This window comes from Brucella sp. GW823-FHT04E01 (assembly GCF_058796175.1).
Map to the genome: position 1 here is coordinate 120,888 of NZ_JBXAIK010000002.1, position 19,773 is coordinate 140,660.

Consider the following 19,773-nt stretch of genomic DNA (forward strand, 5'->3'; position numbering starts at 1 on the left):
CGCAATGGAGAAAGTACAATGTTCAATACTGACCCTTCAAACTGCGGGTTGCTCTTTTTCAACAAAGATCGAGTCGGCGCGGGCGAACCGTCCCAGCGCGAAACACGGGACCATCAAGCACGCCCGACGCATGAGCAGTCCAACGCACCTGGCAATCCACACCAGCCCCAACCGAACGATCCGCAAAAGAACTTCGATTTTGACGACCCCAATGGCGCGCGTCCGAATGACCTTGCCAATCCCGGTCCGCGTGTAATGAGACGCGAACGCAGCGATCGAGACTGACCGACCCCTTACAGGAGATGTAAGATGCCTGCGAAATCCAAAGCACAACAACAGGCTGCCGGCGCGGCCTTGGCTGCAAAACGTGGAGACAAATCAAAAAGTCAACTCCGTGGAGCATCCAGGGAAATGGCCAAGTCCATGAGTGAGAAAGAGCTCGAAAAATTGGCCTCCACCAGACAGAAGGGCAAGCCGGAGCATAAGTCGAAGTCCTGACAAAACGGACAGGAAATAACGATGATTATCCTGAAGTGGCTTGCCGTCATCATGTTCGCCGCCGCATTGTTCGGGCTGGGAACCCTGTTCATCACATCGGACAAGGGGGACGTCTCTCCAGAAAGTCCCACCCAACCGTCCAGCTCCCCGACGCAACCCTGATCGCGACTGCTCGCCTGTTTTTTTCGATCGCGCGAAACAAAATTATTCCTAGCGGGTTAGGTGCGCCGTCGTCGCAATTTTCAACCGCACGACAAGAACAGTTCATAACCACAAGGAGGAGCCGGAAATGGCCAGCACCAAGCAACGCAATCTCGATGACCTATTCTACGACACGCTCAAGGACATTTATTATGCGGAGCGTAAGATCTTGAAAACGCTTCCCAAAATGTCCCGAGCGGCCACTGATGAAAAGCTCAAGAACGCGTTCGAAAAGCACCGGGAACAAACCGAAGGACATGTCGAACGTTTGCAGCAATGCTTCGAGATTCTCGGTAAGCGTGCGCAAGGCAAGACCTGTGATGCCATTGAAGGTATTATCGCTGAAGGGGAAGAGATCATCGAAGAGTTTTCGAATAGTCCCGCCCTTGATGCCGGTTTGATATCTGCGGCCCAGGCGGTCGAACATTACGAAATCACGCGTTACGGCACATTGAAGCGTTGGGCCGAAACCCTGGGCCACAAGGATGTGGCGAAACTCCTCGACCAGACCCTGCAGGAAGAAGGTCAGACCGATAAGGACCTGACGAAACTCGCGGAGTCCTCTGCCAATCCCCGTGCGGAAGCCGCCTGAGCGCAGACTTTTCAAGACCGCTAGCGAGGTGATGACATGGAAAGTACCCTATTCCGGGGTGATCCTACGGGAAAAATTCGTGTCGTTTGCCAGTCTTCCGACAGTCCTCACAATGTAGCCAGCGTGGAAGCGTTGGCTGCCCGCCTATGTTCGCTGACCGGCAGGCAATTGCGGCCCACCCTGCAAAGCTTTGACGAGAACAACGAAACGTTTTTCGTACCGACTTTTGCTCTGGTCCGCCAGGACGGGCACCCCGAAATGAGCATTGAGAACTTCTACGGCGGCATCGTTCACCACGGTTTTATGGCAACGAAACTCGTTACCCATCCACACTGGCACGACGATGACAATTTGCCGGAAGGTTGGGCAGGAAACTTTGCAGCTTGTTTACAGGATTGTGTTCTACCCGGCTTTTCGGTCTTTTCACATGGCCATGCACTGGATGCCGCTGGTGCCCTGCTAAAAAAGCACAAGGTTCGATTCAAAAATCCCTATGCGTCCGGCGGCAAAGACCAGACCGTCATCGAAACCGTTCGCGCCCTCGACGGATTTCTGGAAACCGTATCTGATCGCGAAATTGCGAACGGGCTCGTCGTCGAAGAGGATGTTGAAAACTCTACCACCTATTCCGTCGGACAGGTCCAGATCGAAGATCACATCGGAAGCTATCTAGGCCGTCAATATACTTCGCACGACGAGGACGGGAGTAAAGTTTATGCGGGTAGCCGTTTGCGTGTGGTGCGCGGCGGCTGGGACGCTCTGCTTCACCAAGTCCAATCGCCCGTTGCACGCAGGATCGTAGAGAATGCCAGACGTTACGATGAAGCAACTCTTCAACATCTCGGTCTCGTTGCGTCGCGCAGAAACTACGACGTTCTTGTCGGGCCGATAACGGAAAATGGCGTCCGCTGCGGCGTATTGGAACAATCATGGCGTGTGGGAGGTGCCTCCCCTGCCGAAGTTCTGGCATTGGAAAAACTGGCGCAGGACGAAACTGTTACCGCCGTACAGGCAGTATTGCGCGAGAGCTATGGTCAGCCATCTACATTCAACGAGGACGATTTCGTCGTTTACGTCGGCGACGACGATTTCGGACGACCTCTCCACAAATATGCGCGAATAGAGAAAATCTATCATGATCCGTAACGCCACCGCCGTCAGCGTCGACCAGCACGAACTGGCCGCGACTGTCATCTCTCCGGATACCACCATTCCGGGCGTTCTATTTCTGCACGGTTGGGCCGGTAGCCAGGAACGCGATATCGAAAGAGCAAATGCGATATCCTCGCTCGGTTGTGTTTGTCTTACCTTCGACATGCGCGGCCATGGGGAATTGCTGTCCAGCAACAAAACCGTAACGCGCGGTGAAAATCTTGACGATGCTATTGCTGCATATGACCGGCTGGCCAGCCTCAAAATGGTCGAAGACGGTTCGATTGTGGTCATAGGAAGCAGCTATGGAGGGTATCTCGCGACATTGCTGACCGAATTTCGGCCCGTCCGTTGGCTGGCATTAAGAGCACCGGCACTTTATCGTGACCAGCTTTGGCAAGTCCCTAAAGCACGGCTAGACCGCAGTGACCTGCAATCCTATCGTTCGACACTCGTAAAGTTTGATGATAACCGCGCACTTCGACAGGCCCGAGAATTTCTTGGCGATGTACTGCTGGTCGAGTCCGAACACGACATCATCGTCCCACATCCCACGGTCGCAAGTTATCAAACTGCCTTCATCAATTCTCAATCGTTGACCGTTCGGATGATAGGTGGCGCGGATCACGCACTTACCGGAGACCATCATCAAAAGGTCTACAATCAGCTTTTGACCCGTTGGATCAGAGAAATGGTTCTCGGAGCACGCTAACGGAACAATGTAAGGGTTCATTGGTTGGGACAGTCCCTCAGAAACAAGGGAGCCAACGATGAAACGGTCTATTCGAAATCTCGCAGGCGCAGCCTTCTTGCTGCTCGCACCAGCGGCGTTTGCCCAAACTACACCTACTGAAGAACCTCAGACTCCCGCAGTTACCACGCCCGGAGAGAAAAATCCGAAGGCACCGGTGCCTGGGCAGAACAGTTTTACCGAGGATCAGGCAAAGGAACGCCTGACCGAAGAGGGGTTCAGCAACATTATGAATCTTCAACTCGGCGAAGATGGCATCTGGCGCGCCGAAGCCGCGCGTGACGGTCAGCCTGTCAAAGTTCTTCTCGACTTTCAGGGAAACATCACCACGCAGTGACCGGTTGTAGTCGCAACACCATAAAGGAGATGAAAATGGCTTATATCACGGGTCTATTCGACAATCACGACGAAGCCGTCGATGCCGTTAGAGCGCTCGAAGAAGCCGGGATTCCGGCTGAAAATATCAGTCTGATTTCGAATAACACAGATGGTCGATATGCAGGCGAGGCCCTGAAGGACGAAGAGAGCGCAGTCACAGGTGCTGAAACCGGCGCCGGTCTTGGTGCAGTAGCAGGCGGTTGTGCCGGGCTGTTGACCGGGCTGGGCCTGCTATCCATACCGGGTGTCGGTCCGGTCGTGGCGGGCGGTTGGCTCACCGCCACACTGGTCGGACTGGTCAGCGGAGCGACTGCCGGCGGCGTCGCAGGCGGTATTGTGGGCGCTCTCGTGGAAACCGGCGTGCCCGAAGAAGAGGCGCAGGCCTATAGCGAAGCCATTCGCCGTGGCAGTACTCTGGTTGCCGTTCGTTGCGATGAGACGGAGCGAGAGAAGGTCGAAGCTATTCTTGATGATTGGGCGCGGGTCAATATCGGCCAAAGACGCGATGCTTATATCGAAGAAGGATGGGAGAGCTTCAATGCGTCGGGCGCGCCCTACACTGCGGACGAAATTGAACGCGAACGTCAGCGCTGGGGCTAGGCGGATTGACTATGAAAGAAGTAGATCCGCGCAAGGCCCGTCAAGGTTTGAATGGACGGCGTATTCTAATGATACTCATTTCCAGCCTGATACTGGCCGTGATTGTCTGGGGCGCAGTCGAATTTTACGGGAAAATGCGCCCCGGTCGCGGTTTCATGGATGACAATAGCAAGCCGCCTGCATCCACGGAATCACAGACGCCGCCTTCGGCAACAGGTCGGCAATGACAGTACCAGCAATCACCCGTCGCCAACAGAATCTTGAACAAGTCTGCGCGGAAGCGCGGACTTGTCGGCGTTGTGAGCTCTATCAAAATGCAACACAGACGGTTTTTGGCGAAGGGCGCACCGGCGCCCGAGTTTTCTTTGTTGCCGAACAACCTGGCGACAAGGAGGATATTGGAGGAAGGCCCTTGATTGGACCTGCAGGTCGGCTCTTCGATGCCTGCCTAAACGAAGTCGGTATCAAACGCGAGCGATGCTATATTACCAATGCGGTAAAACACTTTCGACATACACAGCGCGGTAAAAGACGCATTCACCAGCGCCCGTCAACCAGCCACATTGAAGCTTGTCGCTGGTGGCTCCAGCAGGAAATTGAACTGGTTGAACCCCACATCATCGTTGCGCTGGGCGCAGTTGCCGCCCGTTCCCTTTTCGGAAAGCCGATGAAAATCGCAGCGATACGCGGCATCCCTCTCGAGTTCGAGAACCACCTTATCCTTGTGACGATCCACCCATCCTACCTGCTACGCTTACGTGCCCAGAGCGGCTTTGATCGCGAACGGGCGATGTTTCTCAAAGAACTGGCCAAAGTCGCGGAGTTCGAGCGCGCCGCCGAAACGTGAAGTTTATTACAGTCGTTTTCCCGGAACATCATTTGCTCTGTCTTGTTAGGCTTATGTCACGCGCGACAAATTCCACTCCCAACAATCAATGGTCTAAAACCACTGAAAGGAAAGAGAATGGCACAGAACCACACGCAAGGTGGCACACACGAACAACACGTGAAAGCCGGCCAGCAAAGCCACAAGAACGATGGCAAGCATGCGAGCAGCGGAGGCGGCGACAAGCAACAGCAGCAGACGTCTTCCCGTGGGGGAACCCATGAGCAGCATGTAAAGGCAGGTCAACAGAGCCATAAGAATTCGTAATTCAAAGGGGCGGTCTCGTGCCGCCCCATTCTCAAACCGGACTTTTGTTCGGAAAGGCTAAGACGATGTCTTTCAAGCCAAATCCCGACTACATGCTGGAGCCGGAACATCTCGTTGAGATGATACCGGCTTTGCGCGCGTTTTCCCGCACATTTTACCGTCAGAAAGAAGATGCTGAGGATCTTGTTCAGGAAACATTGTTGAAAGCACTGGCCAATCGAGAAAAATACGTTCCCTATTCGCCCCTGAAATCCTGGCTTTTCACCATCATGCGCAACACGTTCTGCACGCGTATTCGCATCCAGAACCGTGAAGCACCGGGCGTGAGCGAGTGCGTTTCACCCATAGCTTCAGTCAAAGCCTCGCAGGAGCTGACGCTCGAGGCGCACGACGTGCAAACAGCAATGGAAACCCTGCCTCACAAATATCGCCGCGTTCTGGCATTGGTAGTGTTGGAGGGCAAAAGCTATGAACGAACGGCCCAGCTTTGCGATTGCTCGATCGGAACGGTGAAAAGCCGCCTGCATCGCGCTCGTCATAAGCTCCACGATATCGTGGAACGCGCCTAGATGATGTTATCCAGGCATTTGCATTCGCAAAATCGCGTTGTGGTTCGTGATGCGAAATCAGCACGAGACATATTGTCATTCGGTTTCAGACATGGCCAACTGTTTGTAATGATTAGATCTAGCGATGATACAATGCGTTTATTCTCAGGAAAGCGTATTTTGGTTTTTGAAGATGGTTTTCTGCTTTCAGAGGAAGCAGGAGCCTGTCTGACGAAGGCTGGCGCTGTCGTTCTCGGTCCGGTAAACACGGCTTATCAAGCACTGTATTATCTGGAACGTGAGAGGGTAGACGCTGTTGTTATGGATGTCACTCTGGAACCGGAAGCGGTGCTTCCGGTTGTCGCCGAACTGGAACAGAGCGCCATACCCTTCATATTCGCCCTATCAGACAACCCCATCCTGGACAGCCTGGGCTTCGCAGGATTTGTACTCAGCGCGCGCCACAGAGACCTGTCCACAATAGCGGAAGCATTGTTTCTTCATCGTAACGTGGAACATTAATAGTCCTCCCAAATCTATTGATCACTGTTTCTCCTTCAAATGCTTCTGAACGCCTGGAACAAGCAGCGTATTTCGTTGTTAGGGCGACAGGGTGAAAAGGAAGGACAAGCCGATATGGAAAGCCAATATCCCAAGCCACCATTCGAAACAAAGCAGCAACCGATGCCGGGCATAACCAATAAGATGAATCCGAAACCGGATCACGGCGAAACAACTTATAGCGGTTCGGGGAAACTGAAGGGGTTGAGGGCAATCATTACTGGAGGAGACAGCGGCATTGGTCGTGCGGTTGCGATTGCATTTGCACGGGAAGGCGCGGATATCCTGATTGCTTATCTGGAAGAGGATGAGGATGCACTGGAAACCAAAGCGCTTATCGAGAAAGACGGTCGAAAAGCCGTCTTGATGAAATGCGACATCCAGCATGCCCAAACCTGTCGCGACCTGATTGATCGTGCGGTAGGCGAACTAGGCGGAATCGATATTCTGGTGAACAACGCCGCTCATCAGGCAAGTTTCTCCGAACTCGGTGATATCAGCGACGAAGAATGGGAGCTAACATTTCGCGTCAATATTCATGCGATGTTTTATCTGACAAAAGCGGCCCTTTCTCATATGAGACCCGGCGCTGCGATCATCAATACGGCTTCCATCAATTCAGATATGCCGAATCCAACTCTTCTGGCCTATGCGACGACAAAGGGTGCGATCCAGAATTTTACCGCTGGGTTGGCCCAGCTTCTTGCAGAAAAGGGAATCCGTGCCAATGCGGTCGCGCCCGGCCCGGTTTGGACCCCACTCATACCGTCGACCCTTCCTGAGGACGCGGTACGGAATTTTGGCAAACAGACGCCAATGAAAAGACCGGCCCAACCAGCGGAACTCGCTTCCGCATATGTCATGCTGGCAGACCCGCTATCGAGTTTCACGTCCGGCGCTACAATAGCAGTCACTGGCGGCAAGCCGATTTTGTGATGCGTACTCGTTCGCTTTGCGGCCATGGCTCCATTGCATTGTTATTTTCGTGGATCAATCAGCGCTATGCCGAATTCCGGTCGATAGGTCCGCACCATAGTGCTGGTATTTTCCTTAATCATTACTTCGAGCGTCGGCCGCACCAAGGCTTCAATCAGGTGCCCGCCTTTCGCCTCACCGTTACGCATTCCCAAAACCACATGCAAATGAAGAATCGGACTGCCCTCTTCGCCCAGAGCGCAATCACCCAGCAAGCTGAGTACCTCGCACTGCTCGTCAAGTTCGATCCGGTGATAGTCTTGTCGCTCAAGGTCGAAAAATCCAAGCGTAGCGCGTCGGAAAGCTCCAATCGCGGTCACCGAGGCTGCCGTTAAATCCCTTTTCTGGACAAACCGGGTAAGTGTCGCGACCACCGCTTCTTCCGGAGCGAGAATGACGACGAAGATCCGCTGCCCCGCTCCTTCTCCCAACAGTTTGAATTGCATTATCTGTGCCTCCTGTTTTCGAGTTTTGAAGATGCAACCAATAGCGGGACAAAAAGTTCAGCTTGCCGTCAAAGGAAAATTTGGTCGCAACTCATTTCCAGATTTGTCCGCTACCGTACCAAAAATCATTTGCCGGATCAGAGTGTTATAGAACTCAATCGTCAAAGAGAGTTGGGGGGCACAACGGCGAATAGCTGGTACTTTGCCCGAAGTAGCACAGATGTACGACGAATCTAAACTGCACAACCGCCTGTTGAAGAGCCTGCCTCCAGATATTCTCAATAGTATTTGTTCGTCCCTGGAACCTGTCACGCTTGAGCGTGGTCAAGTTATTGTCAGGGCCAATCAATCGATCGACTATCTATACTTTCTTTGCGGCGGGATCAGTTCGGTCATCGCCGTATCGACCAGAGGTCAGCTGGCAGAGGCTGGCATGGTCGGACGCGAAGGGTTTTCACCAACGTCAGGAGCGGTTGGCGCTACAACCAGCATTCATGAAATTATCATGCAAGTCAGCGGCTATGGTCATCGGATTGCCGTCAGTGCTGCACGAGAGGAAATCAATCGCAACAGCGTGTTTGCCAGTTTGTTGGCCCGTTACATTCAGACTTTTGCCTCACAGGTTTCTTATACTGTCTGGGCCAACGTAAACTTGCATGTTCACGAGCGGCTGGCGCGCTGGCTCTTGATGTCACATGATCGTGTTGACGGAGATGAAATTATCCTGACCCACGACTTCATCGCTCTCATGCTCGGTGTAAGACGCCCCAGCATTACGACAGGACTTCACCTACTGGAAGGCAAAAAACTGGTGCGATCAGAGCGAGGCCGCATCACAATACGTGACCGTAGGGGTCTCGAAGAATTTGCTGGCGAAGCCTACGGAAAACCCGAAGAAGAATATAGCCAGCTTTTCGGCGCTCAAAACTAGACGTCACCGACAGGTTCAAATCCCTGCATCAGCCGCACGTATTCCTTTTCCGGCCAGCCATAGGCATCTCGAGCATAGCGTTCCAGCCCGTGACGATTACGAATAAAGACAACTCCTCGTTCAGACTTGATCAAGCCCAATCCTTCAAGAACATGAAGAGAATTCGTGACACTTGGCCGACGAACTGCAAGCATTATCGACAGGAACTCGTGAGTGATTGCTATTTCTTTGCCTAATATTCGGTCATCACACATCAGCAACCATCGGGCCAATCGTTGCGTGACTTCATGAATGGCATTCGAGACGGCGGTATAGGCAAGCTGAACGGAAAACGCCTCGATAGAGCGGATCATGATCCTGGAAAAACTGCGGCTTTCGTCCATCCACCGCCGAAACTTCTCATAAGGCATTTCATAACCTTGCGCAGCAACCTGAACCAGGACGTCATAAGAACTGTTTTCGACACCAGCGATTGCAGACGTTGGAATATACCCATCGAAGCCGAAAATTCCCGCTTCTGCACGTTTTCCTTCGGCGGTCGTCACAATAACCGAGCCGATACCTGTCGTAAGAAAATAAACTTTCGCGATCGGTTTCCCCGTTTCTGCAAGCACCGTCCCACGCGGAAGTTCCACATAAGTAGTTTCCTGGATAAGGGCTTCATAATCGGAGGGCGGAAGCAAAGCCAAAAGTTTGTTAGCAATGGCATTCTGTGGAGGAAACGGCATTTCGTGATCCTCATTCCATCATCATGAAGTGGAAACACCGCGGAAGGATGGTTGGTTCCGAGAAGCAATCGGTAAACGCTTTTTTCGGTACGCTACCGCACCAATGCGAAAGAACAGGTTTTAAGACTATCTAAGTCCAGTAAACAGCGTATCATTGAAGCTTCGTTTCTTGATGGAGGCTGACATGCCGTTATTTAATGAAGCCAGCAGAATTTACTCATCAGTTGAAGTTAATTTCATGCGTAGTTGTTTTGCTCAATCTGCAATAATTCTCGAAGAAAGTGACCGTTCTTATTCGGCCACTGAGCTCGCAGAGTGCATAATACGACTATATGAAAGCGGCTTGCGTGATCTTAATTACATTTCAGAGCTAGCTGCAAGGCTCGCTCACTCACGATTTGAGATCCGGCATCACGATTTCGCGGCCAACACCGATCACTCGCAGAAATTCGTTTAAGCTATCGTTTCCGAAGACTCTTTTCAGCCGGATACAAGTCGCTTTCGAGTCGCGCTCTTGCTCTGTTAAGCCTGCTCTTGATCGTTCCGACCGTGCAGCCTGCCGCCATCGCAGCCTTTTCGTAACTCAGCCCGCGAAATATCACTAGGTCAAGAACGCTCTTATATGCCGGCGACAGTTTACAGAAAGCCTCCCCGACATCCTGCAATTCCATGGCCCAATCCTGTGATGGGTTGATTGTCGGTCCCTCCCAATCCTCAATTGCATCTTCGCGGCGGGATCTCTTGATCCTGGTGCAGAATGTGTTCTTCATGATCGTGAACAGCCAGGATTTGAGCGATCCATAGGGGACGAACTTATCGCGATTGCACAGAGCTTTTAATAGCGTTTCCTGAACAAGATCCTCTACGTCGGAACGCTGGTGGTACATCGTTCTGGCGAACTGATGAAGCGCAGGTCCAAGTGCCAGCAACTCTTCTTCGAACTCGGATATCGAGGGCATGTGTCTCCTCCTTCCCCAGGTAAGGTAAGGCCCAGCCAGCCAGTTAGTTCCTCCGCAAGGTCTTTCTGTACGATAGCGTACGGTTGTGAAGCGGAGCGCGATGAGCGTGGGAATCAGCCGTATTCGGCTTCGCTCGTCGCTGAAACCTCGGGTATTTCAATCTGGAACGAAAGCAATTCTGGCGGGTTCGGCATATTTGGCAGGAGTTTGGCAAATGACTATGGAAACCCAAGTCGTTTCGATGGAAGACGATGAAGCTTATTCGGTTCAGTTTTTTGACGATGAAGGAACTGCCGTTTCTGTCTACTTCCAGAACCCGCAGCATGTTCACTTGTCAACAGCCGACGCGGTGAACGAAGCAACGACGCGGATGTTGCGTCTGCTTGAGGGCGCCTGTGGGCAAATCGTCGTAGAAAGACTTGAAGGATAACATGCCTCTGGAAACCGGGCTTCTACGCGGAGATTTGCGAGGCGGCTGCATGCATCTATGCATAGACATGCAGAATCTTTTCGGACCTGCTTCGCCTTGGCACGTGCCATGGATTGAAGCGATCTTGCCCAATATCGTGGATATCTGCTCCCAGCGCAGTGAAGAAACGATCTTTACCCGCTTTATACCTCCAAGGTCACCCGACGCTGCCCTGGGAGCATGGAGAGGTTATTACCGCAAGTGGGAAACCCTTACTCTCAATCGTATCGATCCGTCATTCATCGACCTCGTGGACCCGCTAGGAGATTTTTCGCCGCCTGCTGTTGTACTCGATAAGACTGTTTACTCCCCCTGGACCGAAGGCTTCCTCCAGCGATATCTGCACAAAAGGCGCGTTCATACTTTAATCGTTAGCGGAGCGGAGACCGATCTTTGTGTTCTCGCAACACTATTGGGCGCCGTAGATCGCGGATATCGGGTGATCATTGTCCACGATGCAGTATGCAGCGTTTTCGATCAAACCCACGACGCAATTATCTCTCTTTGTCACCAACGATTTAGTGAGCAATTGGAACTCGTCTGCACGGATGAGCTGATCGAATCCTGGCGATAAGACTTGGCAAGGTCACAAACCACGGAACTTTCAAATTGATGAAGGGTTTGACCTGCTCCCCTTGTTGTCCGCGATTATAAGCTCGCCATGGAAAATGGTACACCGGGATGACGCTTTGGTCATTAAAATTGCGGACGGCTTCACGCAGACGGTGAGAACAGTCGCAGATGCCGAGAATATATTGCTGTCTCAATGGAATAGGTTCAAACTAGATAGTCTCAGCGTCGCTATCACGGTCTGCCTTTTATGCACGCACGACATTGGGAGTACCGAAGACGCAAGACTTGCTTTCGAAATGCCGCTTCGATGTCAAGAATTCTGGCTTAACTCTTTGGCTGAGCATGACCTTTCAGGATCCATCTCAAAGCGACCTAAACACGTCAGATACCCATCTGTCAGCCGTATAATAAAGCTCATGACGCGGGGGATTAGAATTAAGCATTCCTGAGCCAACTAAGTAGAGTCAAAAAGACGACCTTCACCCTGCAACTGGCGAAGAGGGGCAGAGAATTTCGCAACAAACCCTTCGGTTCCATAGTCAGCGTCAACCTCACCGGCGCCTAACAGTCCCATTTTTATGAGCTTGGAACCAAACCCGGTCTTAGTTGGCGCGATAACAGGTGGCCCGCCAAATTCAGCCCAACGCAACGAGAAAACTGCATCATCCTGTTTTTTTGACACAGCTACTTCCAACAGCACATGACCCTCATTGTTTGAAAGAGCGCCATATTTGATCGCATTGGTGGTCAGTTCGTGAATTAGAAGCGACAGCGTTGAAGCTCCTTTAGGGCCGATCAGCACATCCGGTCCGCTTATCTGTACGCGATCCGCCACCGCCAGCGCGTTTGTTATTCCGCTCACAATCTGACGAAGCGAACCTTCGGAGCTTTTGCCCAATCGTAACACATCGTGTGCATTTCCGAGTGCAAACAGGCGTCTGGTAAAGGTGTTGATCACTTCTTCATCAGCATTGTTATTGAAAGTCTGACTAGCAATCGCCGCTACTATGCTAAAGGTATTTTTGATCCGATGAGCGAGTTCGGCATTCAGTATGCGAGCATGTTTTTCCGCTTCAACCTTTGTCGTGGTCTCGATGACAGTATCCATCATGCCGGCTATTTGTCCCCGTTCATTATAAATCGGGCTATAGCAGAAGGTAAAATAACATTGCTCGGGGTATCCGTGCCGATCGATGACCAAGGGAAAGTCTTCAATGAAGATGGCTTCACCCGCATAGGCCTTCTGGACCATCGGTTGAATTTCATCCCAAGCCTCGGCCCAAATATCGCGGAATGAAGCTCCCATGCAGTTCTCTTTCTCACCGAGAATCTGTCGGAAGGCATCGTTATAAATCGTGGTGAATTCCGGTCCCCAGATAATGGCCTTTGGGAAATGCGAAGCCAGCATCATCTGAACCGCGGTTATCAGAGAGGTGGGCCAGTTTTCTGGCTTTCCGATTGGATTGCTGTTCCAATCCAACATCCGGATTTCATCGGCCGACTGTCCACGCGCATGCAAGAAAAGCACTGCACTATCCATAAATTTTTCCATACCGGTATGCGGAAGATTCAAAGGCGACCAAGGAAAAACATATTGGATTCAAAGCGTAAATGCCAGGCGAATGTTACTCATGAGACTTCGCAACAAAAAGGCGACCTCGTGGACCGCCTTTTCATATCTCTGAGATAATGCTTGTCAAAACTTGTAAGCTACACCTAAACGAACGTCATGTGTTTTGAACTTGTCTTCGACACTTACATCCGTGCCAAAATCAAAGTCCTTCTTACCATAATCAGTGTAGCGATATTCAAGGCGCAGAATGAGGTTGTCAGTAGCAGCGTAGTCCACACCCGCACCGGCCGTCCAGCCAGTATAGGTTTTGCTTTGCGATACGCTGATTTCATCCACACCGTCCGTTGCTGAAAGCGTGTTTTTCACACTACCGAATGCAACACCGCCCGCGATATAGGGCATGAAGCGATCAAATGCGACACCGGCCCGTGCGCGAACAGCACCCGACCACCGCAACTTGCTCTCAAGGTCACCAGCAATATCTCCGTCAGTAGCGCTGTAGTTGTCCTTTAGATTATTATAGGTGATATCGCCGTCGACACCGAGAATGAAGTTATTGCCGACATCAAAGTTATAACCGGCATAAAGACCACCGAGAAAACCGTCCGGTTTCACACGGAAAGCATCTTCGAATTCCGATTTTCCCCACCCGTAGCCGATCTGCCCACCAATATAAGCGCCAGTCCAGCTAAAAATAGGTTCAGCAACGATTACCGGCGCAGGCTCCTCAACGATAGCGTCAGCAGCTTTCGCACCCGTTGTAGCAATAAGAGCAACAGTTGACGCCAAAAGAAGAGAATTAATTTTCATGGCATTTCTCCGTGACCTAATAAGCCTAAGGTTATTTCGTTATTTAAAAGATAACTCATGAATGAAATATGTCTGTAGTATTAATGTCACAACCAGATCGAGAGCCGACATTTCGCCACCTACTGTTAAAAGCAGTTAATTAAGTCTTTCCGCTAACCTAAAACATGTTGATCGAGCATCATGATGACCAATGGCGTTCTGTGCCTGCCAATCCATAACCGCATCGTGTTGCGAGATCGCGAACCGTCAACAGCCGTCGTCATCCGTTGGTCAGCTCTTTTCCGCATCGATGAAAAGTAGCCATTTCAAAGTGCGACGCTCGGCATCGCTAAGTTCGGGCGCAACTAGCCGGATAGCTCCAGCGGCATCGATCTGCGAGCCAAGTTTTCCGGCCAGCCAGTGTTCGGGGATGGCAGGATGTATGTAAGACTGCCGGCATACCGTTCTTGTATTGCCGAGCATGTGCGCAACCTTATCGATTGCGCTATTAAGCCTTTGCTTTTGCGCCCTGTCACTGTCAGGCAAATCGAGACAGCGTAGCAACTCAAGGGCAGTTGCCGTTGCAGCCCAAGTTCGAAAATGCTTCGACGTGAAATCGGACCGCATAGTCACTCGCAGATAGTCATTTATATCCTGAGAGGAGACGGGACAGCGATCACCCGCCCCGTCAATATATTGAAATAACTGCTGCCCAGGCAGTTCCTGTATGGAGCGTATGATACGCGCAATTCGTTTATCGGAAAGCTTGAGACTCCACATTTTGCCCGATTTGCCAGTAAATGCGAGCCGCAATCCGCCACGCTCATCCCGCAAATGCCGATTGCGAAGCGTAGTGACCCCAAAGCTCTTGTTGTCGCGTGCATAATCTGGATTTCCGACCCGCAGCAATAGTCGATCCATCAGCCAGATGACGGTCGCAACGACCTTTTCACGACAGAGCGAGCGTCGCCGCATATCGATATCGACCACTTTGCGCAGTCGGCTGAGTGCACCGGCGAAATCTGGCAGACTTGAAAATTTGGTTTCCTCCTGCATCGCCATCCACGCGGAGTGATAACGATATTGCTTTCTTCCGCGCGTATCACGCCCGGTTGCCTGTATATGTCCGCGCTGATCGCAACATATCCAGACATCGTTCCAAGCAGGCGGAATGGCAAGCTTAGCAATCCTGTTTCGATCCGCGACTGAAATCGCCTTTTTGTCAAACCGAACATAACGAAACCTGGCTCCACAACGCAGGCGCCTAATTCCCGGCGCGGTGTCGCTGACATGGACCAACTCATGAGCAGCATTGTTTTGTAGCAGCGGAACAGCGGAAGACTTTTTAAGCAATTTGCAACCCCAGTCGTACTTTCCTTGCCGAATAACCACTACAAACCACAACAGGTTCCCAGACGGAAAAAATCTAATCGGGAACTATCGGGCTTCAAACAGGTTATCCTGTTCTTCCGGAGGATCAGTTCGTGCCCCACGCTTTCTGGAAAGGCTATCTCAAACTCTCGCTCGTCACCTGTGCAGTGGAGCTGACACCTGCGACCAGCGAAAGCGAGAAAGTGCGCTTCCACACCCTGAATGTTGAGACCGGCAACCGAGTGATCAGCCGATACGTGGATTCGGTTACGCACAAGCCAGTGCCGGATGATGACGAGGTCAAAGGGTTCGATAAAGGTGACGGAAGTTATGTCATTCTTGAAGAGGATGAGCTGGAGGCTGTGGCGCTTGAGAGCACAAGAACTATAGACATCGACAAGTTCGTACCGCGGGACAGTATCGGCTGGATCTGGTACGACAAGCCGCATTATCTCGCGCCTTCCGACAAGGTGGGCCAAGAAGCCTTTTCCGTCATCCGGGAGGCAATGGTTAAAAGCGCAGTCTTCGGTCTGGCCCGGCTTGTCATGTACCGACGCGAAAGAGCAGTGCTTCTCGAACCGCGCGGTCGCGGAATTGTTTTGTGGACGTTGCGTTTCGGCGATGAAGTGCGGAATGCCACCGACTACTTTTCCACTATTGAAGATAGCAAACCCGACAAGAAGCTTCTTTCCATGGTCCGCAGGCTCATCAAGGGCAAGACAGAAGATTGGAAACCCGATTTTCTTCAGGACCCAATGCAGAAGAACCTTCAGTCGATGATTGCTGCAAAGAAAAAAAAGAAAACGGCATCGGTATCGAAGCCGCGCAAGACGGCACCTGAAACCGAAGGCAATGTTATCAACATCATGGATGCCCTACGAAAAAGCCTTGCCGGTGAAAATACAAAAAGCTGATGCGAAGAGTTCTGCCTATTTCTTCAGCTTAGGCAGCGGCGTTTCCGCGTTGCGAAAATCCTGCCAGGGATCGCTATTCAATGCGGCCAGCCGGTTCGGCGTGTTGACAATAGTAAAATGGGCGGGGCCTATTGCTGACGTCACTTCCTCCCACCCAAGCGGCATGGAAACTGCAGCACCAGGACGTGCCCGCGGCGAATAGGGTGCTACAGCAGTCATGCCGCGCTGATTGCGCAGATAATCAATAAGAATTTTGCCTTTGCGCTTGGCCTTGGAAATCGTCGAAACATAGCGATCAGGACTGTCTGCAGCCATCTGGTCGGCAATAGCCTTTGTAAAGCTCTTGAGGGCGTCCCAGTCGACCTTCGGCTTCAATGGCGCGACCACATGTAGTCCCTTGCCACCGGACGTTTTAACAAACGTCTTCAATCCGAGTTTTTCCAGACGTTCCTTGGTCTCGATTGCGGCTTCGATCACGCGCGACCATGGAACGCCCTCACCCGGATCGAGATCCATTGTCAACGTATCCGGTAGCTCCCAATTTTTGAGCGTAGAACCCCAGGGGTGAATTTCCAGCGTCGCGGCTTGCACCAGACCGATCAGCCCGTTGAAGTCCCGAATGCTGATATAAGGCTCCTCTTCCTTGTTCTCTGGATCTTGAACTTCGATAATATGTTCATTCAACCCCTTCCACGCGTGCTTTTGAAAGAAGTGTTCTCCGTCAATTCCGGTTGGGCAGCGTAACAATGCCAGGGGGCGGTTGACGATGAAAGGTTCGATGCTGGACCAGATAGCGGAATAATAATCTGCGAGACCCTGTTTTGTGACACCTTCGCCCGGCCAGTAAACCCGGTCGGGATGTGTGAGCTTCACGTCGATCTCCTCGGGGCCTTTACTGGAAATACGGGGTGACATGGTTTGCTTCTCCCATATGACGTCCTTGGCAGCCTTATCGTCTCGTACCCCCCTGAAGGACGCGTGACGCAATCGCTTATCGGCAGTCCAGGCACGAAATTCGATTTCCGCTACCAGCAGCGGCGTAACGAACTTGGCTCCGCGCCTTTCATCTGCCGTCAGCGGCACGGCGAATGGGCTCCCTCCCTGCCGCATGGCTTGCAGCCGTTTGTAAAGTTCTTTTGCAATCCTGACCGAAAAGCCTGTTCCCACCCGGCCTACGGGAACCAGCCCCTTCTTATCCTGTACACCCAAAAGGAGCGAACCGATTGCCGCTCGCGTTACCGTCGACGGAACATAGCCTGCAATGACGAATTCCTGTCGTCCAATGCATTTCGACTTACGCCAATCGTTGCTGCGACCGCTTCTATAAGATGCCTCCCTGAGCTTCGACACAATGCCCTCAAGGCCAAGTCCGCAGGCATTCTTCAGTACCGCAGCCCCATCGGCATCAAAGGCCTCGCTGAAGCGAAGTGTTGACGATGATGCAGAAATTAATTTTTCGAGCAACGTTTTGCGCTCAACCAGAGGCGTCTGGCGAAGGTCTTTGCCATCAACATGCAGTAGATCGAAGAGGTAATAAACGAATCGATCAGAACGTCCCTCCCTTAGATCCTCTTGCAAAGCTGAAAAGTCAGACAGTCCCGACTGGCTTTCGACAACGATCTCCCCATCAAATATGGCTTCGTTCACGCTCGTACCAACAAGATCTCTGGCAATCTGCTGGCCAAATTTTTCAGTCCAATCCAGTCCCCCACGCGAATAAAGGGCGACCTTGCCCCCCGCAATATGAGCCTGGATGCGATAACCGTCGAACTTGATCTCGTGAAGCCAGCGGTTTCCATCTGGAGCAACTGATACGAGCGTAGCGAGCTCAGGTTTGACGAAACTCGGCATCGGTCGCTTCTTCGCATTTTTGATATTTGCGCCCCCACCATCCCCTTGAGCGTTCGACTTTTTGTTGATCGAACCAGTTTTCGATGACCATCCTGGCGCTTCGTGTTCGACATCGGCGATGGCGCGGCCGGTTTTTACCGATTTCGGCATCTCTACAAGAATGTCAGGTTCACCAGGATTTCTGGAAAATTCGTCCTCCCCCTTGATGAGGAGCCAATTCTCTCGCTTCTCGTCTGGCTTTCCGTGCATCCGGATCAAATGCCAGCGACCTTTGAGTTTTTCCCCTGTGAGCTCGAACTCAAGATGCCCTTTCTTGTATTGCTGATGTGCATCAGCAGTGGATTTCCAACGCCCTGTATCCCAGACGATAACTGTACCACCACCGTACTCGCCTTTAGGGATCGTGCCTTCGAAGTCCGCATATTCAAGCGGATGGTCCTCCACATGCACGGCCAGTCGCTTTTCGCCAGGAACAAGGCTTGGACCTCGCGTCACCGCCCAACTTTTCAGCACGCCATCCATCTCAAGGCGAAAATCATAATGCAGTCTGCGAGCATCATGTTTTTGCACGACAAAGAGCTCGCGTTTTGTGCGCGAAGACTTACCGCGCGGCTCGTTAGTCAGGGTAAAATCGCGTTTCCTGCGATAGGTTTCGAGTGACTGTCCCATGATCAGCCAGCCTTTTTTCTAGACTTTGTTCCAGATGCCGCCCCGGACTTGGCTTTGCCTTTTATTGCTTTGGTCGCCGCCTGCCCGACCCGACCTAGGTTTGCACTCTTGCGAAGAGCCTCCTTGAGATCGATAACCTCGGCAGTCTTCGGCGCAGCCGGCTTCTTGAGCGGCTTCCCCTCAATCTTCGCCTTTATCAAATCTGCCAGTGCTGCATCGTACCGGTCATCGAAGCCTGCGGGGTCGAAACTGCCCATCTTGGTGTCGATAATATGCTGCGCCAGGTCGAGCATTTCTTGATCGAACTTGAAAGTGCCCAAGTCGGCAAATGCCTCCGCTGCCGCTCGTACCTCATATTCGAAATTGAGCGTCGTGGCTATGAGACCATCATCGTCGGCACGGATCAGAACTTGTCGCGCGCGGCGGAAAAGGACAGTCTCGGCAATTGCAGCTACATTTTCAGATTTCATACCCTCGCGAACGAGTACGAAACCATCGCTGTCGCCGACTGGGGCAAGATAATATGGCCGGTCGAGATAGACATCGTCGATTTCGTCGCATTTGACAAATCGGGTGACATTCAGCGTCTTGTCGCTTTCGGGAATGGCCGCGGCGATTTCCGCTTCGTCGAAACTCAAATAGGTGCCCGACGACACTTCATAACCCTTGACCTGATTTTCCCGCGGCACCGATTTGCCCGTGTCACCGTCAACAAATTCCCGGTTGAGGCGGTTTCCGGTCTCGCGATTTATAAGATTGAATGACACACGATCAGACGTTGATGCCGCGGTGAAAAGTGCAACGGGGCACAAAAGCTGATCAATTTTCAGCTGCCCTTTCCAGTTTGCACGGCGTGCCATCGATTTGGCCCTGCTTCCGCTAAGCGCCATCTTCGCCTGGCCTGGTACCACCGGTACGCTTCAGATAGTGTGCATATGCGAAGCCGCTTACGAGAAGCAGTGGCGGTCCCACCAGAACAATCCAAAACAACAACTCACCCATCTCACTCTCCCCTATGTTTCGTTGAAGACATAGATTTGCTGCGTGAGACAAACTCGGAGAACGCCGCAATTGTTCCGATATTGCTTAGC

26 protein-coding genes are annotated in these 19,773 nt (G+C 52.0%); 17 read left to right on the plus strand and 9 right to left on the minus strand.

From position 1 onward, the window contains the following. The first annotated feature begins 18 nt into the window (after positions 1–18). From AC1RHM_RS06015 to AC1RHM_RS06060, 10 genes are all read left to right on the plus strand, one after another. Positions 19–285 (plus strand): hypothetical protein, encoded by a 267-nt coding sequence (locus AC1RHM_RS06015; protein WP_036588037.1) that lies wholly within the window; start codon positions 19–21, stop codon positions 283–285. Positions 286–309: 24 nt separating this feature from the next. Beyond that, positions 310–498 carry a DUF3008 family protein gene (locus tag AC1RHM_RS06020; protein WP_043061992.1) on the plus strand — a complete coding sequence of 63 codons (189 nt, stop codon included), beginning with the start codon at positions 310–312 and terminating at the stop codon, positions 496–498. A gap of 21 nt (positions 499–519) precedes the next feature. Then, positions 520–660: a hypothetical protein gene (locus tag AC1RHM_RS06025; RefSeq protein WP_155269255.1), complete on the plus strand. Its 141-nt coding sequence runs from the start codon at positions 520–522 to the stop codon at positions 658–660. 127 nt (positions 661–787) lie between these two features. Continuing rightward, on the plus strand, positions 788–1,291 hold the full coding sequence (locus AC1RHM_RS06030; RefSeq protein WP_012093582.1) for a YciE/YciF ferroxidase family protein: 504 nt from the start codon (positions 788–790) through the stop codon (positions 1,289–1,291). Between the two features lie 36 nt (positions 1,292–1,327). Then, entirely contained in the window at positions 1,328–2,437 is a 1,110-nt protein-coding gene (locus AC1RHM_RS06035; RefSeq protein WP_166942332.1) for a DUF3182 family protein, read from the plus strand. Beyond that, a complete protein-coding gene (locus tag AC1RHM_RS06040; protein WP_036588041.1) occupies positions 2,427–3,155 on the plus strand; it encodes an alpha/beta hydrolase family protein in 729 nt (242 codons plus the stop codon). Before AC1RHM_RS06035 ends, AC1RHM_RS06040 begins: the two co-directional genes overlap by 11 nt. Before the next feature lie 58 nt (positions 3,156–3,213). Next, a complete protein-coding gene (locus AC1RHM_RS06045; RefSeq protein WP_012093585.1) occupies positions 3,214–3,531 on the plus strand; it encodes a PepSY domain-containing protein in 318 nt (105 codons plus the stop codon). A 35-nt stretch (positions 3,532–3,566) separates the two neighbouring features. Further along, positions 3,567–4,172 (plus strand): hypothetical protein, encoded by a 606-nt coding sequence (locus AC1RHM_RS06050; RefSeq protein ID WP_492332493.1) that lies wholly within the window; start codon positions 3,567–3,569, stop codon positions 4,170–4,172. Between the two features lie 11 nt (positions 4,173–4,183). Continuing rightward, on the plus strand, positions 4,184–4,399 hold the full coding sequence (locus AC1RHM_RS06055) for a hypothetical protein (RefSeq protein WP_071630653.1): 216 nt from the start codon (positions 4,184–4,186) through the stop codon (positions 4,397–4,399). Then, positions 4,396–5,019 (plus strand): UdgX family uracil-DNA binding protein, encoded by a 624-nt coding sequence (locus AC1RHM_RS06060; RefSeq protein ID WP_012093587.1) that lies wholly within the window; start codon positions 4,396–4,398, stop codon positions 5,017–5,019. Before AC1RHM_RS06055 ends, AC1RHM_RS06060 begins: the two co-directional genes overlap by 4 nt. A gap of 93 nt (positions 5,020–5,112) precedes the next feature. Here AC1RHM_RS06060 and AC1RHM_RS06065 read toward each other — a convergent pair whose 3' ends face one another. Beyond that, positions 5,113–5,313 (minus strand): hypothetical protein, encoded by a 201-nt coding sequence (locus tag AC1RHM_RS06065; RefSeq protein WP_036588048.1) that lies wholly within the window; start codon positions 5,311–5,313, stop codon positions 5,113–5,115. A 77-nt stretch (positions 5,314–5,390) separates the two neighbouring features. Between AC1RHM_RS06065 and AC1RHM_RS06070 the strand changes: the two genes are divergently transcribed. From AC1RHM_RS06070 to AC1RHM_RS06080, 3 genes are all read left to right on the plus strand, one after another. Further along, entirely contained in the window at positions 5,391–5,894 is a 504-nt protein-coding gene (locus AC1RHM_RS06070; RefSeq protein WP_043061987.1) for an RNA polymerase sigma factor, read from the plus strand. A 159-nt stretch (positions 5,895–6,053) separates the two neighbouring features. Further along, positions 6,054–6,395: a response regulator gene (locus tag AC1RHM_RS06075; protein WP_264811586.1), complete on the plus strand. Its 342-nt coding sequence runs from the start codon at positions 6,054–6,056 to the stop codon at positions 6,393–6,395. 114 nt (positions 6,396–6,509) lie between these two features. Then, positions 6,510–7,370: an SDR family oxidoreductase gene (locus AC1RHM_RS06080; RefSeq protein ID WP_151644285.1), complete on the plus strand. Its 861-nt coding sequence runs from the start codon at positions 6,510–6,512 to the stop codon at positions 7,368–7,370. 41 nt (positions 7,371–7,411) lie between these two features. On the opposite strand, the gene AC1RHM_RS06085 is transcribed toward AC1RHM_RS06080, so the two are convergent. Continuing rightward, on the minus strand, positions 7,412–7,855 hold the full coding sequence (locus AC1RHM_RS06085; RefSeq protein WP_012093592.1) for a PPC domain-containing DNA-binding protein: 444 nt from the start codon (positions 7,853–7,855) through the stop codon (positions 7,412–7,414). Between the two features lie 220 nt (positions 7,856–8,075). Here AC1RHM_RS06085 and AC1RHM_RS06090 point away from each other — a divergent pair, with 220 nt between their 5' ends. Further along, positions 8,076–8,786: a Crp/Fnr family transcriptional regulator gene (locus tag AC1RHM_RS06090; RefSeq protein ID WP_012093593.1), complete on the plus strand. Its 711-nt coding sequence runs from the start codon at positions 8,076–8,078 to the stop codon at positions 8,784–8,786. On the opposite strand, the gene AC1RHM_RS06095 is transcribed toward AC1RHM_RS06090, so the two are convergent. Together AC1RHM_RS06095 and AC1RHM_RS06100 are read right to left on the minus strand one after the other, a co-directional pair. After that, on the minus strand, positions 8,783–9,514 hold the full coding sequence (locus AC1RHM_RS06095) for a Crp/Fnr family transcriptional regulator (protein ID WP_036588053.1): 732 nt from the start codon (positions 9,512–9,514) through the stop codon (positions 8,783–8,785). The two genes, AC1RHM_RS06090 and AC1RHM_RS06095, sit on opposite strands and share 4 nt — an antisense overlap. Positions 9,515–9,972: 458 nt before the next feature. Then, the gene (locus AC1RHM_RS06100; protein WP_151616077.1) at positions 9,973–10,473 is read right to left on the minus strand and encodes a sigma-70 family RNA polymerase sigma factor; all 501 of its coding nucleotides are present in this window, start codon (positions 10,471–10,473) and stop codon (positions 9,973–9,975) included. 100 nt (positions 10,474–10,573) lie between these two features. On the opposite strand from AC1RHM_RS06100, the gene AC1RHM_RS06105 reads away from it, so the two are divergent. Next, the gene (locus AC1RHM_RS06105; protein WP_151610342.1) at positions 10,574–10,903 is read left to right on the plus strand and encodes a hypothetical protein; all 330 of its coding nucleotides are present in this window, start codon (positions 10,574–10,576) and stop codon (positions 10,901–10,903) included. A gap of 1 nt (position 10,904) precedes the next feature. Beyond that, positions 10,905–11,516: a cysteine hydrolase family protein gene (locus AC1RHM_RS06110; protein WP_151665133.1), complete on the plus strand. Its 612-nt coding sequence runs from the start codon at positions 10,905–10,907 to the stop codon at positions 11,514–11,516. Positions 11,517–11,969: 453 nt separating this feature from the next. Here AC1RHM_RS06110 and AC1RHM_RS06115 read toward each other — a convergent pair whose 3' ends face one another. The 3 genes from AC1RHM_RS06115 to AC1RHM_RS06125 all read right to left on the minus strand — a co-directional run bounded on the left by AC1RHM_RS06115 (position 11,970) and on the right by AC1RHM_RS06125 (position 15,281). Next, positions 11,970–13,055, minus strand: a complete 1,086-nt coding sequence (locus AC1RHM_RS06115; RefSeq protein ID WP_318283834.1) for a PAS domain-containing sensor histidine kinase — start codon at positions 13,053–13,055, stop codon at positions 11,970–11,972. Between the two features lie 156 nt (positions 13,056–13,211). Continuing rightward, on the minus strand, positions 13,212–13,898 hold the full coding sequence (locus tag AC1RHM_RS06120) for an outer membrane protein (protein ID WP_166942338.1): 687 nt from the start codon (positions 13,896–13,898) through the stop codon (positions 13,212–13,214). Positions 13,899–14,168: 270 nt separating this feature from the next. After that, a complete protein-coding gene (locus AC1RHM_RS06125; protein ID WP_264811583.1) occupies positions 14,169–15,281 on the minus strand; it encodes a DNA topoisomerase IB in 1,113 nt (370 codons plus the stop codon). A gap of 80 nt (positions 15,282–15,361) precedes the next feature. Between AC1RHM_RS06125 and ku (AC1RHM_RS06130) the strand changes: the two genes are divergently transcribed. Then, positions 15,362–16,162, plus strand: coding sequence for a non-homologous end joining protein Ku (ku, locus tag AC1RHM_RS06130; protein ID WP_166942341.1), 801 nt, complete (start codon positions 15,362–15,364; stop codon positions 16,160–16,162). Positions 16,163–16,177: 15 nt separating this feature from the next. Here ku (AC1RHM_RS06130) and ligD read toward each other — a convergent pair whose 3' ends face one another. Further along, positions 16,178–18,682, minus strand: a complete 2,505-nt coding sequence (gene ligD / locus AC1RHM_RS06135) for a DNA ligase D (protein WP_166942344.1) — start codon at positions 18,680–18,682, stop codon at positions 16,178–16,180. Positions 18,683–18,684: 2 nt separating this feature from the next. After that, the gene (gene ku / locus AC1RHM_RS06140; protein WP_036588067.1) at positions 18,685–19,542 is read right to left on the minus strand and encodes a non-homologous end joining protein Ku; all 858 of its coding nucleotides are present in this window, start codon (positions 19,540–19,542) and stop codon (positions 18,685–18,687) included. Between the last annotated feature and the right edge of the window lie 231 nt (positions 19,543–19,773).